This window comes from Pseudomonas sp. CFBP13528 (assembly GCF_005233615.1).
GTDB classification, from domain to species: Bacteria; Pseudomonadota; Gammaproteobacteria; order Pseudomonadales; family Pseudomonadaceae; genus Aquipseudomonas; species Aquipseudomonas fluorescens_AM.
Genome location: NZ_QGAJ01000001.1, coordinates 529,659 through 545,198 on the forward strand (window position 1 = coordinate 529,659; position 15,540 = coordinate 545,198).

Annotated in this window: 14 protein-coding genes, 1 pseudogene and 1 riboswitch; of the genes and pseudogenes, 6 read left to right on the forward strand and 9 right to left on the reverse strand. The window is 61.5% G+C overall.

Translation table 11 applies throughout. The annotated features are described in order from the left end of the window. Positions 1-30 precede the first annotated feature (30 nt). A complete protein-coding gene (locus tag PspCFBP13528_RS02530) occupies positions 31-945 on the reverse strand; it encodes a LysR substrate-binding domain-containing protein (protein WP_065949560.1) in 915 nt (304 codons plus the stop codon). Positions 946-1,088: 143 nt separating this feature from the next. On the opposite strand from PspCFBP13528_RS02530, the gene PspCFBP13528_RS02535 reads away from it, so the two are divergent. Then, positions 1,089-1,706, forward strand: coding sequence for a hemolysin III family protein (locus PspCFBP13528_RS02535; protein WP_065885378.1), 618 nt, complete (start codon positions 1,089-1,091; stop codon positions 1,704-1,706). A gap of 108 nt (positions 1,707-1,814) precedes the next feature. Here the strand turns inward: PspCFBP13528_RS02535 and PspCFBP13528_RS02540 are convergent, their stop codons facing one another. Then, positions 1,815-2,717, reverse strand: a complete 903-nt coding sequence (locus tag PspCFBP13528_RS02540) for a LysR family transcriptional regulator (protein WP_137199581.1) — start codon at positions 2,715-2,717, stop codon at positions 1,815-1,817. Between the two features lie 108 nt (positions 2,718-2,825). Here PspCFBP13528_RS02540 and PspCFBP13528_RS02545 point away from each other — a divergent pair, with 108 nt between their 5' ends. Together PspCFBP13528_RS02545 and PspCFBP13528_RS27745 are read left to right on the forward strand one after the other, a co-directional pair. Then, the gene (locus PspCFBP13528_RS02545; protein WP_137199582.1) at positions 2,826-4,067 is read left to right on the forward strand and encodes a D-amino acid dehydrogenase; all 1,242 of its coding nucleotides are present in this window, start codon (positions 2,826-2,828) and stop codon (positions 4,065-4,067) included. Positions 4,068-4,162: 95 nt separating this feature from the next. Next, a pseudogene (locus tag PspCFBP13528_RS27745) lies at positions 4,163-4,252 on the forward strand (hypothetical protein); the annotation flags it as partial. A gap of 136 nt (positions 4,253-4,388) precedes the next feature. On the opposite strand, the gene PspCFBP13528_RS02550 reads toward PspCFBP13528_RS27745, so the two are convergent. Continuing rightward, positions 4,389-5,108: a 16S rRNA (uracil(1498)-N(3))-methyltransferase gene (locus PspCFBP13528_RS02550; protein ID WP_137199583.1), complete on the reverse strand. Its 720-nt coding sequence runs from the start codon at positions 5,106-5,108 to the stop codon at positions 4,389-4,391. Between the two features lie 120 nt (positions 5,109-5,228). Further along, the gene (locus PspCFBP13528_RS02555) at positions 5,229-6,635 is read right to left on the reverse strand and encodes an adenosylmethionine--8-amino-7-oxononanoate transaminase (RefSeq protein ID WP_065949556.1); all 1,407 of its coding nucleotides are present in this window, start codon (positions 6,633-6,635) and stop codon (positions 5,229-5,231) included. A gap of 272 nt (positions 6,636-6,907) precedes the next feature. On the opposite strand from PspCFBP13528_RS02555, the gene PspCFBP13528_RS02560 reads away from it, so the two are divergent. Both PspCFBP13528_RS02560 and PspCFBP13528_RS02565 read left to right on the forward strand, forming a co-directional pair. After that, a complete protein-coding gene (locus PspCFBP13528_RS02560; protein ID WP_065949555.1) occupies positions 6,908-7,459 on the forward strand; it encodes a cytochrome b in 552 nt (183 codons plus the stop codon). A 32-nt stretch (positions 7,460-7,491) separates the two neighbouring features. After that, positions 7,492-8,070: a YceI family protein gene (locus PspCFBP13528_RS02565; RefSeq protein WP_101221336.1), complete on the forward strand. Its 579-nt coding sequence runs from the start codon at positions 7,492-7,494 to the stop codon at positions 8,068-8,070. Positions 8,071-8,254: 184 nt separating this feature from the next. Here the strand turns inward: PspCFBP13528_RS02565 and PspCFBP13528_RS02570 are convergent, their stop codons facing one another. From PspCFBP13528_RS02570 to ahcY, 5 genes are all read right to left on the reverse strand, one after another. After that, the gene (locus PspCFBP13528_RS02570; RefSeq protein ID WP_065949553.1) at positions 8,255-10,138 is read right to left on the reverse strand and encodes a DEAD/DEAH box helicase; all 1,884 of its coding nucleotides are present in this window, start codon (positions 10,136-10,138) and stop codon (positions 8,255-8,257) included. Positions 10,139-10,360: 222 nt separating this feature from the next. After that, the gene (locus tag PspCFBP13528_RS02575; RefSeq protein ID WP_065949552.1) at positions 10,361-11,164 is read right to left on the reverse strand and encodes a transporter substrate-binding domain-containing protein; all 804 of its coding nucleotides are present in this window, start codon (positions 11,162-11,164) and stop codon (positions 10,361-10,363) included. Between the two features lie 63 nt (positions 11,165-11,227). Then, on the reverse strand, positions 11,228-12,310 hold the full coding sequence (locus PspCFBP13528_RS02580; RefSeq protein ID WP_101221337.1) for a hypothetical protein: 1,083 nt from the start codon (positions 12,308-12,310) through the stop codon (positions 11,228-11,230). A 75-nt stretch (positions 12,311-12,385) separates the two neighbouring features. Further along, complete coding sequence (gene metF, locus PspCFBP13528_RS02585) at positions 12,386-13,231, reverse strand: methylenetetrahydrofolate reductase [NAD(P)H] (protein ID WP_065949550.1); 846 nt, start codon at positions 13,229-13,231, stop codon at positions 12,386-12,388. A gap of 170 nt (positions 13,232-13,401) precedes the next feature. Further along, a complete protein-coding gene (gene ahcY, locus PspCFBP13528_RS02590) occupies positions 13,402-14,811 on the reverse strand; it encodes an adenosylhomocysteinase (protein WP_065949549.1) in 1,410 nt (469 codons plus the stop codon). A 21-nt stretch (positions 14,812-14,832) separates the two neighbouring features. Further along, positions 14,833-14,938: riboswitch (S-adenosyl-L-homocysteine riboswitch) on the reverse strand. 180 nt (positions 14,939-15,118) lie between these two features. Between ahcY and PspCFBP13528_RS02595 the strand changes: the two genes are divergently transcribed. Beyond that, positions 15,119-15,523 (forward strand): hotdog domain-containing protein, encoded by a 405-nt coding sequence (locus tag PspCFBP13528_RS02595; protein WP_065949548.1) that lies wholly within the window; start codon positions 15,119-15,121, stop codon positions 15,521-15,523. Positions 15,524-15,540: the final 17 nt, after the last annotated feature.

A 15,540-nucleotide genomic window follows, 5' to 3' on the forward strand; every position in this document is an offset into this window, starting at 1 on the left:
GTGGGAGGGGGCTTGCCCCCGATAGCGGTCTCAGGCCTGGCGATTGGCATACATCCGACACTCCGCCAACAGCGCCAGCAAATTCGGATCGCGCTCCTTGGCCTTCAGGAACACCACGCCGATATGCTGCTGCAACCGATACCTGGGTTGCAGCGGTATCAGCTTCACGCGGTTTTCGTACACCGCCGCGATCCTGCCCGGCAACAGCGCATAACCCACCCCCGAGCTGACCATGCTCAGTAGCGTGAAGATGTCGTTGACCTGCATCGCCACCTTCGGCTCGAACCCCGCCTGCTTGAATACCCGGTTGCCGTCCTGGTGGGTGGCGAAGCCCTGGGTGAGGGTGATGAAGGTGGCATCGCGCACGTCGGCCAGGTCGATTTGCCGCTCACGGTCGAACGGGGAATCGGCCGGGGTAGCGAGGAAGATGTCGTCGCAAAACAGTGCGATCTGCTCACAGTCCGGGTCGTTGGCGTGCTCGTCGAGGGAGATGAGGATCGCGTCCACTTCCATGTTCTTGAGCTTGTAGAGCAGGTCGAAATTGGAGCCCAGGATCAGGTCGATATTCAGTTCGCTGCGGCGGATTTTCAGGCCCATGATCAGTTGCGGGACGGTCTTGACCGTCAGCGAATACAGCGAGCCCAGCTTGAAACGTTCGGCGGAGAAACCGGCGGCTTCGCGGGTCAGGCGCACGCTGTCGACCACGTCGGCCACCAGCTTCTGCGCGCGCTCTTCAAGTACATAGGCGCTTTCCAGCGGCGTCAGGTTGCGGCCCTCGTGTTTGAACAGCGGGCAGCGCAGGGCATTTTCCAGCGAATGAATGGCACGGTGCACGCTGACGTTGCTGGTCTGCAACTCGGCGGCAGCGCGGGCCAGGTTGCCGGTGCGCATGAACGCCAGGAAGATTTCCAGCTTTTTGAGGGTGAATTCTTCGTCGATCAACATGGCCGTGGCTCTGGTTCGCATGCCCTCGATTGTGCCCGCAAAACGGCGCGGCGTCGTCGGAACGTCATAACGCGCTTGCACTCTGATGCGCAAGGCAGGACGCTTGTCCGCATGTGCTTGGGGTTACAGGAGGTCGGTGACAGATGTACCACGGAGAACGATTCAACGCCTGGAGCCATTTGCTCGGTGCCGTTGCGGCGTGCATTGGCGCCGTGTGGATGCTGGTGGTGGCGAGCCTGGATGGGAGCCCCTGGAAGATCGTCAGCGTGGCGATTTACGGCTTTACGCTGATCGTGCTGTACAGCGCCTCGACGGTGTATCACAGCGTGCGGGGGCGGCGAAAAGAGATCATGCAGAAGGTCGATCACTTTTCGATCTACCTGTTGATCGCCGGCAGCTATACCCCGTTTTGCCTGGTGACGCTGCACGGGCCGTGGGGCTGGACGCTGTTCGGGATTGTGTGGGGGCTGGCGGTGATCGGCATTTTGCAGGAGATCAAGCCGCGTTCCGAGGCGCGCATTCTGTCGATCGTGATTTATGCGGTGATGGGCTGGATCGTGCTGGTGGCGGTCAAGCCGCTGCTCGCCGCGTTGGGCACGGCGGGGTTTATCTGGCTGGCGTCGGGCGGGGTGCTGTACACCGTGGGCATTATCTTTTTTGCCCTGGAGGACCGCCTGCGCCATTCCCATGGGATCTGGCACTTGTTTGTGATCGGCGGCAGCCTGCTGCATTTTGTGGCGATCATGCATTACGTGCTTTGAGTGTGGGAGGGGGCTTGCTCCCGATGGCGGGAAGTCAGTCGATGCAGGTGCTGGCTGATCTATCGCTATCGGGGGCAAGCCCCCTCCCACACTGGATCTGCGGTGTTGTTAAAGACGTGCCAATAGCTCACAGGCACGACTGCTGAAAATCTCCAGCAGCTTGGCCAGCATATGCGGTGGTGGCTCGTTGGCGCGGGTCAGGGCGTAGAGGGTGATGGGCAGCGGTGGGGTGAGCGTGCGGATCTGGGTGGTGGCGGTTGAGGCACCCAGCGCGGTGAACGGATCGATCACGGTCAGACCGGCGCCGGACTCGACCATCGCACGTGCCAGGGAATAGGTTTGCACCGAGATCGTCACCCGTGGCGGCGGGTCGATATTTTCCAGGTAGCTGCCCAGCTTCGCTGCCAGCGGGTCGGCGCTGGACAGGCCGATCAACGGCGCCCCGGCCAGCTCGGCCAACGGCAGGGGCTGATAGCGTTCGGCTTCCGGCCAATAACCCTCGGACGCCAACGCCACCAGCACGCCGTTGGCCAGCACTTGGGTCGTGAGCCCCGGATGGCCGGAGAAGTTGAGCGTCAGCGCGAGGTCGATCTCGCGCATCAACAGCTTCTGCACCAGTTCGCGGCTATGGTCGCTGGACAGCTCGCAGGCCATGTCCGGGTAATCGCGCTTCCATTCCAGGATTGACGGCGGCAGCAGCGACAGCGCCAACGCCGGGATCGCACCGATACGGATGCTCTGCCCAGGTTCGCGGCGCAGGCTGGTAGCCAGGCGCCGCACGCCTTGCAGGCTTGCGGTGACTTTCTCGACTTCGCTTTCCAGCGCCAGGGCTTCCGGCGTGGGCTGCAATTTGCCGCGTACCCGCAGGAACAGTGCAAAGCCCAACTGCAGTTCGGCGTGCTGCAACACCTTGGTCACCGCCGGTTGCGAGACATGCAGCAATTGCGCGGCGGCGCTGATGGAGCCCGTCTGGCGGATGGCCTGGAAGATTTCGATATGACGCAAGCGCATGGCGAGTCCATAACCTTTGTTTATAGGTGACCCATCTTTATTCATTGTCGGTGAGCTGTCACCTGCCTCTACGCTTGAGCTTTCTTGAATCAACGGCGGGAGGCGGGAATGGCCGCGCAGGTTTGCATCATCGGGGGTGGAGTGATCGGTTTGGCGAGCGCGTATGCACTGGTGCGTGCTGGCCATGCAGTGACGGTGATCGATGCGCGCGACAGACTGGGCAGCGAAACCAGCTTCGCCAATGGCGGGCAGTTGTCCTATCGCTATGTCGCACCGCTGGCGGATGCAGGCGTGCCGCTGCAGGCGATTGGCTGGTTGCTGCGCCGTGACTCGCCATTGAAACTGCGCCCACGGCTCGACCCCCAGCAATGGCGCTGGATGGGAGCCTTTATGGCCGCCTGCCGGGGTTCGGTGAATAGGCGCAACGCCGCGCACTTATTACGCCTCGCATCCTTGAGCCAGGCCACATTGCAGCATTGGCGCATCGATGATCGCCTGGAAGGTTTCGATTGGCGACGTAACGGTAAGCTGGTGACGTTCCGTAATGCCAATACCTTCGAGCAGGCGCGCAGCAAGGTCACGGACATGTTGCAGCAGCAGGTGTTGTCCGTGCGAGATTGTGCGCGCCTGGAGCCGGCGTTGGCGGCGGGTGATTTTGTCGGCGGTATCTACACACCGAACGAGGAAGTCGCCGATTGCCATGCTTTCTGCCAACGCCTGGCAGCGCGGCTGGAGGCTTCGGGGCGCTGTACGTTCAGGCTCGGGCGCAAGGTCACCGGGATCCGCCATGCCGACGGTGTGGTGCAGGCCATCGAGTTGGGCAGCGAAGTGATGCCGGTGGAGCAACTGGTGCTGGCGGCCGGGCATCGCAGCACCGAATTGGGCTTGCCGGGGCTGGCGCTGCCGCTGTATCCGCTCAAGGGCTATAGCCTGAGCGTGCCGATTGGCGCGCAACACCGGGCGCCGAACCTGAGCATTACCGACTATGATCGCAAGATCGTCTACGCACGTATCGGCGAGCAATTGCGGGTCGCGGCGATGGTGGATATCGTTGGTTTCGATACGGGGCTTGAACCCAAACGTCTGGCCCTGATGAAACGTCAGGCCCTGGAGACATTTCCTCTGGCCGGTGACTACACCCACGCAGTCGAATGGGCTGGCATGCGCCCTGCCACGCCGACGGGGGTGCCGCTGATCGGTGCAAGTCGCTATCGCAACCTGTGGCTGAACCTCGGCCACGGCGCCCTTGGCTTTACGTTGGCCTGCGGCAGCGGCCAACTGCTGGCCGAACTGATCGATCAGCGCACGCCTTCCATTGACATGCAGGGCCTGGCCCCCTGCGCTGCTTGAGTCTCTACCCCGCGAACCAACGGAGAATAACAATGAAAAAGATCCTGTTGACCGGCTGCACCCTGGGGGTTTTGTTGGGCGCACAGGCGTATGCGATTCCGCCCAAGGGTTTGAACCTGGAATTCCCGATGACCAGCGAGTTGAAGGCGATTATCGCCAAGCCGGTCAGCGACCCGGTGGAGTAAGAAGTGCTAACCCAATCCAACTGTGGGAGGGGGCTTGCTCCCGATAGCAGTCGGTCAGCTACCTATAAGTTGACTGATTCACCGCCATCGGGAGCAAGCCCCCTCCCACATTTTTGATTGGGTTTACACGGCAGGGTCAGAAGTCGCCCCACAACTGTTGGGCCACGGACAGCGCCACCACCGGCGCGGTTTCGGTGCGCAACACCCGTGGGCCGAGGCGGGCGGCATGGAAGCCGGCGCCTTGGGCGGTGTCGACTTCGCCGTCGGTCAGCCCACCCTCAGGCCCTATCAGGAAGGCCAGGCTCGACGGTTTGGCATGACTGACCATCGGCTCGGCCACCGGGTGCAGGACCAGCTTGAGGTCGGCCTCGGTCTGTTTCAGCCAGTCGGCCAGCAACAGCGGCGGGTGAATCACCGGCACTGTCGAACGCCCGCATTGCTCGCACGCGCTGATCGCCACCTGGCGCCAGTGCAGCAGGCGTTTGTCGGCGCGTTCGTCCTTGAGGCGCACTTCGCAGCGCTCGCTGAAAATCGGCGTGATCGCGTTGACGCCCAGCTCGGTGGCTTTCTGGATCGCCCAATCCATGCGCTCGCCACGGGACAGGCCCTGACCGAGGTGGATATGCAGTGGCGACTCGGCCTGGCCGTTGAAGCTTTGCGTCAGTTGCACGGTGACGCGCTTTTTACCGACTTCCAGCAGGCTGCCGAGAAACTCCTGGCCGGAACCGTCGAACAGTTGCACGGCGTCGCCTTCGACCATGCGCAACACACGGCTGATGTAATGCGCCTGGGCTTGCGGCAACTCATGGTCGCCGAGGCTCAGCGGGGTGTCGGTGAAGAAGCGGGACAGTCTCATTTCTGTTCTCTGAAGAGGTGTAGGTAGGAGCGAGCTTGCTCGCGAAAAACGTACATCCGACGCAGCGATGCGCTTGGAATGCCTTCGCGAGCAAGCCCGCTCCTACAAAGGTTTAGGCAATCAACCCGGATCGCGGAAGCCTGGGTGAAAATCTTTCGGCACCGCCACACTGACTTTGCTGTTAGTGGCGATATCAATCCCTTCGCTGGCCACTTCGGCGAGGAAGTCAATCTGCTCCGGGGTAATCACATACGGCGGCAGGAAGTACACCACGCTGCCCAGCGGTCGCAACAACGCGCCACGTTCCAGGGCATGCTCGAACACCTTCAGGCCACGGCGTTCCTGCCAGGGGTAAGCGGTCTTGGTGGCTTTGTCCTGCACCATCTCGATGGCAAGCACCATGCCGGTCTGGCGCACTTCCGACACGTGCGGGTGGTCCACCAGGTGAGCCGTGGCGCTGGCCATGCGCTGGGCCAGGGCCTTGTTGTTTTCGATGACGTTGTCTTCTTCGAAGATATCCAGGGTCGCCAGTGCCGCCGCGCACGCCAGCGGGTTGCCGGTGTAGCTGTGGGAATGCAGGAACGCGCGCAGGGTCGGGTAGTCGTCGTAGAAGGCGTCGTACACGTCATCGGTGGTGACCACGGCGGCCAGCGGCAGGTAGCCGCCGGTCAGGGCCTTGGACAGGCACAGGAAGTCCGGGCGGATGCCGGCCTGTTCGCAGGCGAACATGCTGCCGGTGCGGCCAAAGCCCACAGCGATTTCGTCGTGGATCAGGTGCACGCCGTAACGGTCGCAGGCTTCGCGCAGCAGCTTGAGGTACACCGGATGATACATGCGCATGCCACCGGCGCCCTGGATCAGCGGTTCGACGATCACGGCGGCGACGCTGTCGTGGTGCTCGGCCAGGGTCTGTTCCATCGCCAGGAACAGCGTGCGCGAGTGTTCTTCCCAGCTCATGCCCTCGGGGCGCAGGTAGCAGTCGGGGCTCGGCACCTTGAGGGTGTCGAGCAACAGCGCCTTATAGGTTTCGGTAAACAGCGGCACGTCACCCACCGACATCGCCGCGATTGTTTCGCCGTGGTAGCTGTTGGTCAGGGTGACGAAGCGCTTTTTGTTCGGCAGGCCACGGTTGAGCCAGTAGTGGAAGCTCATCTTCAGCGCGACTTCGATGCACGACGAGCCATTGTCGGCGTAAAAGCAGCGGGTCAGGCCTGCGGGCGTCATTGCCACCAGGCGCTCGGACAGCTCGATCACCGGCTGATGGCTGAAACCGGCGAGGATCACGTGCTCCAGTTGGTCGACCTGGTCCTTGATGCGCTGGTTGATGCGCGGGTTGGCGTGGCCGAACACGTTGACCCACCAGGAACTGACGGCATCGAGGTAGCGCTTGCCTTCGAAATCTTCCAGCCATACGCCTTCACCGCGCTTGATCGGCACAAGGGGCAGTTGCTGGTGGTCTTTCATCTGGGTGCAGGGATGCCACAGCACCGCGAGGTCGCGTTGCATCCACTGGTTATTCAAGCCCATCGGTGATCTCCTCGAAGCGGTCCTGCGGCCTGCGCAGGTGAAACAATCGCGCAAGCCTATGCAATGGTGACGTGGGTCACAAGCCATTGTGGGGAAATTCGCGGTAAATACAGGACGGTCTGTCACGTTTCCTGGGAATAGTCTTAATCCCTTGTTAATTTATTATGCATAGCCTCCAGATCGTATTTCTCGATATTTCAAAGCGAAATTTTCCGCTTTAATTCGATAGGTAAAACGCTAGTCTTGGGCACAGTTCTTACGGGATTAAGTACATGCAGCTACGCAACTCACCGGCCCGCTATGGTTGGGTCAGCATGGTTTTGCACTGGGGCGTGGCCCTGGTGGTGTTTGGATTGTTCGCCCTGGGCCTGTGGATGGTCGGCCTCGATTACTACAGCGCCTGGCGCAAAGATGCGCCGGACCTGCACAAGAGCATTGGCATTACGCTGTTCGCGATCATGCTGGTACGCATTGTCTGGCGCCTGGTCAGCCCGCCGCCCCCGCCGTTGACCAGCTACAGTCGCTTGACCCGTATCGGCGCCGCGTTTGGACACGCGTTCCTGTATCTCGGATTGTTTGCCGTGATGATTGCCGGTTACCTGATTTCCACCGCAGACGGTGTCGGTATCCCGGTGTTTGGCCTGTTTGAAATTCCTGCCGTGGTTTCCGGTCTACCGGACCAGGCAGATACCGCCGGCTGGGTGCATTTCTACCTGGCCTGGGTGTTAGTGGTGTTCGCCGGCTTGCACGGCGTGGCGGCACTGAAACACCATTTTATCGATCGTGATGTGACCCTGACGCGAATGCTGGGGCGCAAAGCCTGATGTTCAACCTCGACTCACAAGGAATAGAAAGCATGTTGAAGAAGACACTCGCCGCTCTGGCAATCGGTACCGCGCTGCTGTCCGCCGGGCAGGCAATGGCTGCTGACTACAAGATCGACAAGGAAGGCCAGCACGCCTTCATCGATTGGAAAATCAGCCACCTGGGCTACAGCTACATCCACGGTACCTTCAAGGACTGGGATGGTACTTTCAGCTGGGACGCAGCCAAGCCTGAAGCCAGCAAAATCGCCGTCGACGTGAAAACCGCCAGCCTGTGGTCCAACCACGCTGAACGTGACAAGCACATCGCCAGCAAAGACTTCATCGACGTGGCCAAGTTTGCCGACGCCAAGTTCGTGTCCACCGCCGTTAAACCCACCGGCGAAAAGACAGCTGACGTGACCGGCGACCTGACCTTCCACGGCGTGACCAAACCTGTGACCTTCAAGGCCACCTTCAACGGTGAAGGCAAGGATCCATGGGGCGGCGAACGTGCCGGCTTCAACGCCAAGACTACGATCGACCTGAACGACTTCGGCGTGAAAGGCCCAGGCCCGACTTCGCAGACTGTCGACCTGGACATCACGCTGGAAGGCGTGAAGCAGAAGTAATTTCTGCCTGACAATGCGTTCAGTGTGGGAGGGGGCTTGCCCCCGATAGCGGTGTGTCAGTATCAACAGGCTGACTGGCATGTCGCTATCGGGAGCAAGCCCCCTCCCACATTCGGTTTGTTGAGCTCATAAAAAAATGCCCCGTCTCGAAAGAGGCGGGGCATTTTTTATGGCGCTTTGAAACTCAGCGGTTGCGAGTCAGCAGCGCTGGTTTTTCACCACGAGGACGGCCAGGCAGTTGATCCAACTGCTCGGGTGTCGGGAAGCGATCCGCTTTCGACTCCTTGTGGATAATCTTCGGCGCCGGGCCACCGCGCGGGTTTTGCACCGCTGGCTCGGACGAACGTGGCTGCTCGTCACGGGCCGGGCGGCGGTTGTTGCTGCGCGAGTCCTCGCGACGGGCCTGGCCGTCACGCGGGGCACCGTTGCGTGGGCCGCTGCGCTTGGCTGGCGGCGTACCGGTGGTGCCGCCGCTGCTGTTGCGCGGGCCATTCTGACGGGCGCCTTGTGGCTGACCACCACGTGGAGCGGCTGCGCCTGCGCCTTGTGCCGGGGCGCCTGGGCGACGGCCGCGGCCCTGTGCAGGCTTGGCCTGTGGCACGTAGTCGACGCGGTTACCGAAGTTATCCACATCGTCATCAAGGAATTCGTCCGGAGCACGATCGGCTGCAGCGCGTGGCGGCTGGCTCGGCTGGCGCTGTTCGCGGGCCGGGGTGCCTTCGCGCGGCTTCTGCTCGCGGGCCGGGCGTTCGCCACGGCTGCTGGTCGCGGTTTTTTCCTTGCCCTTGTCCTTGCCCTTGTCGCGACGGCCACCGCCACCACCGCCGCCGTTCGGGCCATCGCCCTTCGGACCGCGTGGGTTGCGGGGGTTGCGTACGTCCGGACGCTCGCGCGCTTCTGGCTTTTCGGCCTCCACAGCGCTGGCATCGAAGCCCATCAGGTCGCCGTCGGCGATTTTCTGCTTGGTCATGCGCTCGATGCTTTTGAGCAGTTTTTCTTCGTCCGGCGCGACCAGGGAAATGGCCTCGCCCGAACGCCCGGCACGGCCTGTGCGGCCGATACGGTGCACGTAGTCTTCATCGACGTTTGGCAGCTCGAAGTTGACCACGTGCGGCAGTTGGTCGATATCCAGGCCGCGGGCGGCGATATCGGTGGCGACCAGGATGCGTACGGAACCGGCCTTGAAGTCAGCCAGGGCCTTGGTACGCGCGTTCTGGCTCTTGTTACCGTGGATGGCGACGGCGGTGAGGCCGTGCTTGTCCAGGTACTCGGCCAGGCGGTTGGCGCCGTGCTTGGTGCGGGTGAACACCAGCACCTGTTCCCAGGCACCGTGGGTGATCAGGTGCGCCAGCAGCGAGCGCTTGTGGCTGGCCGCCAGGCGGAAGACGCGTTGTTCGATACGCTCGACCGTGGTGTTCGGCGGCGTGACTTCGATGCGTTCCGGGTTGTGCAGCAACTTGCCGGCCAGGGCGGTGATGTCCTGGGAGAACGTTGCCGAGAACAGCAGGTTCTGACGTTTGGCCGGCAGGCGGGCGAGCACTTTTTTCACGTCATGGACAAAGCCCATGTCGAGCATGCGGTCGGCTTCGTCCAGCACGAGGATTTCCACGTGGGACAGATCGACGCTGCCTTGGCCGCACAGGTCGAGCAAACGGCCCGGGCATGCCACCAGCACGTCGACACCACGGGACATGGCCTGAACCTGAGGGTTCATGCCGACGCCGCCGAAGATGCAGGCGCTGACGAACTTCAAGTCGCGGGCATACAGCTTGAAGCTGTCGTGCACTTGGGCGGCGAGTTCGCGGGTGGGGGTCAGGACCAGTACACGCGGTTGACGCGGGCCGTGACGCTGGGATTTGTCCGGGTGACCGTTGGGGAACAACCGCTCCAGAATCGGGAGGGCGAAACCACCGGTTTTACCGGTACCTGTCTGCGCCGCAACCATCAGGTCGCGACCTTGCAACACGGCGGGAATGGCCCGCTGTTGCACCGGAGTAGGCTCGGTATAGCCCGCCGCCTCGATGGCGCGGACTAAAGCCTCGGAGAGACCGAGGGAAGCAAAGGACATGAGTAATCCTGTTTTAGTTAGGGCTTGGCCCAAAGGGATAATCTTGCCGGGCGTGAATGGCGCTTAGGGGAGCGTAATCCCGTCCGGTCCTGCTGCGTCTGGCGGGCACTCCACCGGCTCGCGCGGGCTGCAAAGCTGCGCTGTAGCGGGGTTGGGTGCCTTTTTCAAGACCCGAGCGGCCGGGCGTAAGCCTGGCGGAAAGGCCGGAGTATAACAGAGCAATCACTGCGCGCTGCTTTCCTGCTGCTCAACGGTGTATTCGGACGCGCTGATCGGCACCGTTTGCGCAAGGATACCGCCGTATTTGGCGCTCAAGGCGGCATAGGCCGGCTCTTGCTTGAAACGCCTGAGTTCAGCGGCGAAGCGCTGGACCAGCAGGTCCATGCCCGCGCCACGGCGAACGGCGAGAAACTGTTGCTGGCGGCTGACCACCACGGGCGCCTGGCTGACCTTGTCTTCCAGACCCAACTCCTTGATCACATGCTGGCCCACGCGACGGTCAGTGACCACCATGTCGATGCGCCCCAGCATGAGCTTGCCGAAGTTGGCTTCATGACTGGGAGCGGGTTCACGGGCGAAGGCATCGGACGCACTGAATGTTTCGCCATACAGATAGCCGGGCGAGACGCCCACGGTCAGGCCGCGCAGGTCGTCGAGGGTTTCGGCGGGGTGGGGGCGTTCGTTGGCGTAGAACAGGACGAACTCGACTGCCGACAGGGGTTCGCTGGGGTAAAGCAGCGAAGCGTCGCGCTCGTGGCTGTGGAAAATGTCCAGTGCGCCGTCGGCGTGGCCTTGGTCGAGCATGGCCAGGCAACGTTTCCACGGCAGGAACTGCCATTGCACATCCACACCGAGACGCTGGAACACGATCACCGTGGTTTCATAGTCCAGGCCGCGCATGGTGCCGTTGTCGTCGTAGACGTAGGGCGCCCATGGCTCGGTGACAATGCGCAATTTCTCGCCATGAGCGGCCAGGCTCAGGCAAGTGACAAGCGCAGCGATCAACAACTTGAAAATGACGGGCATACCCGGAGGTTACGACGCTCCCGGCATAAAGAGAAGCTCTGGCGCGCGCTTTGGCGGGCCGCCTTATTTTGCTGGCGCGTCCATCAAGTGGGCGTGGATTGCGGCACGCCGCTCGCCGAGAATCAGGCGCACCACCGGATTGGCGAACCAGTGTTCGAGCTGGTGCGCATCAAGCGGACGCTTCTGGCGCTCTTCCTGGTTTTGTCGCGCCTTGTCCCACCAAACCGGGCCACAGGCCTGGTCGAACTCGTTTTCGTGTTCGTAGCAACCGTAGAGGATTTCGCGGATGAACTGCTGCTGGTGCCTGGGCAGCAGCAGGGTAATCAGCTTGTACAGCATGCGCTGCAAGCGCGGCGGGCGCGGCAGGTGGGCGGAGACCTGGCGCGTGTCGGCCAGTGCCAGCGCGCTGGTGGGCGCTGCGGCGTGCTTGGTGATCCAGGCCTTGACCTTGGCCCGGAACAGCTGCTTGCGGCTCCAGTAATGGTGGATCAGGTCCGGGCATTCGCGCACGTTGACCGTGCGATAGGCCGCGATGGACAGGCAGAACTCTTCCAGGGTGTAGGCGCCCTGGGCATGGGGGAACAGTTCATCCATCAACTCGATGGAGCGGTCGAGGATGTGCGCGTCCTGCTGGGTCAGGCCCATCACGCCGGAGTTGAGGGTCATCATGTCGTCGTCGGCCACGCCCATGTCGAGCAGGCGCTGGTAAAGCGCGGTGTAGAGAATGCTTTCGTGGTTGTCGCCGTACTTGGTGTAGAAGGCGTTGCACAGCAGCGTGCCCGGCTGTACGCGCTCGAACAAGGCCAGGGGAGAACGGTGAAAAAACGTGTCGGTGTCGATCAGCAACGCCACCTCGGACTCTTCCAGTACCTGGCGCAGTACCACGTGCTTGGTGCGGAAATGATAACCGTGGGGCTCGCTCCAGCGTTTGCGAGTGGCCTCGTCCAGCGGGCGCACACGTACCGGCAGCAGACGATAGGGTTCGGGGTTGTCGCTGAATACCTGAATGTCCATGGCCGCATCGGGGGCGTCTTGCAGGAAGGCCAACGCGCTGGCAATGCTGAATACCGCTTCCTGATGGTAGGTCTCGGCGCCGAAGACCAGGTAAACCAGCTGCGGACGGGAAGTGGAGGGCACTGTATTCATGGACTGCGGGATTCCGTGGGTCACGTAAAACGACAAAGGCCCTCGTTTGAGGGCCTTGGCACAACCGGACAAGCCTTAGCGTGGCAGCTTGAGGTTGTTCCAGACGGCAAGGCTGGGTTCTGCCTGGTTCAGGGTATAGAAGTGCAACCCTGGCGCGCCACCCTGCAACAATTGCTCACACATCTCGGTGATGACCTGCTCACCGAATGCCTGGATGCTTTTGACGTCGTCGCCATAGGCTTCCAGCTGCTTGCGCACCCAACGTGGGATCTCGGCACCGCAGGCGTCGGAGAAGCGCGCCAGCTTGCTGTAGTTGGTGATCGGCATGATGCCCGGCACGATCGGGATGTTCACCCCCATGGCCTGTACACGCTCGACAAAATAAAAGTAGCTGTCGGCGTTGAAGAAGTACTGGGTGATCGCACTATTGGCGCCGGCGTCGGCCTTGCGTACGAAGTTTTTGAGATCGTCTTCGAAATTGCGCGCCTGGGGGTGCATCTCCGGGTAGGCCGCCACTTCGATATGGAAGTGATCGCCGCTTTCTTCGCGGATGAAGCTCACCAGGTCGTTGGCGTAGCGCAGCTCACCGCTGGCCATGCCCATACCGGACGGCAGGTCGCCACGCAGGGCGACGATGCGCTTGATGCCGGCGGCCTTGTATTGGGTCAGCAGGCCGCGCAGGTCGGCTTTGCTGTCGCCCACGCACGACAAGTGCGGAGCGGCGGGAATTTTGACTTCACTTTCCAGCTGCAGCACGGTGTTGATCGTGCGGTCACGGGTCGAACCGCCGGCGCCGTAAGTGCAGGAGAAAAAGTCGGGGTTGTAGCTGGCCAGCACCTTGGCGGTGGCCATCAATTTTTCATGCCCAGCATCGGTCTTGGTCGGGAAGAACTCGAAGCTGTAGCGACGGTCTTGGGACATGGTAATACCCTTTGAAACTCAGAATTGCGGAGTGTGTACACCGTCGATGTGGGAGGGGGCTTGCCCCCGATGCGGTCGGTCAGTCAGTAAATATATCGACTGACCCACCGCATCGGGGGCAAGCCCCCTCCCACATTTGAAGCCAGCTCCCCGCAGGGGGAGCAGGCTTATCAGTAGCGGTAAGCGTGCGGCTTGAACGGACCTTCAACGGTCACGCCGATGTAGTCGGCCTGGGTCTTGGTCAGTTGGGTCACAACGCCGCCGAAACCGCGAACCATTTCCAGGGCCACTTCTTCGTCGAGTTTCTTCGGCAGTACTTCCACGGTCAGGCGCTCGGCTTTCTGGGCAGGCGACAGGTCGGCGTACTTCTGCTGGAACAGGAAGATCTGCGCCAGTACCTGGTTGGCGAACGAGCCGTCCATGATGCGGCTTGGGTGACCGGTGGCGTTGCCCAGGTTAACCAGGCGGCCTTCGGCCAGCAGGATCAGGTAGTCATCGTTCTGCGGGTCGAACTTGGCAGCACCGGTACGGTGAACCTTGTGGACCTGCGGCTTCACTTCTTCCCATGCCCAGTGCTTGCGCATGAAAGCGGTGTCGATCTCGTTGTCGAAGTGACCGATGTTGCACACCACGGCACGTTTTTTCAGGGCCTTGAGCATGTTCGCATCGCAAACATTCACGTTACCGGTGGTGGTGACGATCAGGTCGATCTTGCCCAGCAGGGCCTTGTCGATGCTCGCTTCGGTGCCGTCGTTGACGCCGTCGATGAACGGCGACACCACTTCGAAACCGTCCATGCAGGCTTGCATGGCGCAGATGGGGTCGACTTCTGAAACTTTAACGATCATGCCTTCCTGACGCAGGGACTGGGACGAACCCTTGCCCACGTCGCCGTAGCCGATCACCAGGGCTTGCTTGCCCGACAGCAGGTGGTCGGTGCCGCGCTTGATCGCATCGTTGAGGCTGTGACGGCAGCCGTACTTGTTGTCGTTCTTGCTCTTGGTCACCGAATCGTTGACGTTGATGGCCGGGATCTTCAGCTCGCCCTTGGCCAGCATGTCCAGCAGGCGGTGCACGCCGGTGGTGGTTTCTTCGGTCACACCGTGGACGCGGTCGAGGATCTGCGGGTATTTCTTGTGCAGCAGCTCGGTCAGGTCGCCGCCGTCGTCGAGGATCATGTTGGCATCCCAAGGCGCGCCATCCTTGAGGATGGTTTGCTCCAGGCACCACTCGTACTCTTCTTCGGTTTCGCCTTTCCAGGCGAATACCGGGATACCGGCGGCGGCGATAGCGGCAGCGGCCTGGTCCTGAGTCGAGAAAATGTTGCAGGACGACCAACGCACTTCGGCCCCCAGGGCAACCAGGGTTTCGATCAGCACGGCGGTCTGGATGGTCATGTGGATGCAGCCGAGAATCTTCGCGCCCTTGAGCGGCTGCTCGGCGGCGTACTTGCGACGCAGGCCCATCAGGGCTGGCATTTCGGATTCGGCGATAAAGGTTTCGCGACGGCCCCAGGCGGCGAGGGACATGTCGGCGACTTTGTAGTCGGTGAAATCTGCAGGCGTGTTGACAGCGCTCATGAAGAGCCTCCATTCGTAGTGTGCGAATGGGCGCCGTTGTGCGTTTAGTATCCAGCTGCAAAACCAGGCCGGACAACGCCCCATCCGAGCCTGACAGGCCAAGCCTGCTGCAGCGCCCCTCGGACAGGTGGCGGGAGAACGGTGGTGGCCGTTCCAAATCGGGGGCGATTATAGCTTTCTTTGAGCCGCAAGTGACAAGCTGCAAGCGGCAAGTTTAAAGCGAATCGGCTTTTACTTGCAGCTTGTAGCTTGAAACTTGAAGCTAGGGGGGAAATATATCTTTAAAACACCTCAGAGTGCGCCTCCTATGAACTTCCACACCCGCAAATGGGTAAAACCCGAAGACCTCAACCCCAACGGCACCCTGTTCGGCGGCAGCCTGCTGCGCTGGATCGACGAAGAAGCCGCCATCTACGCTATCGTCCAACTGGGCAACCAGCGCGTGGTGACCAAGTACATTTCCGAAATCAACTTTGTCAGCGCCTCGCGCCAGGGCGACATCATCGAGCTGGGCATCACCGCCACCGAGTTCGGTCGCACCTCCATCACCCTGACCTGTGAAGTGCGCAACAAGATCACCCGCAAGAGCATCCTGACCGTAGAGAAAATGGTCTTCGTCAACCTCGGTGAAGATGGCCTGCCTGCGCCTCATGGTCGTACCGAAATCAAGTACGTGAAGGATCAGTTCAAGGACGACAGTCTTTCCGAGTGACAACGTAGCGGTGTGAT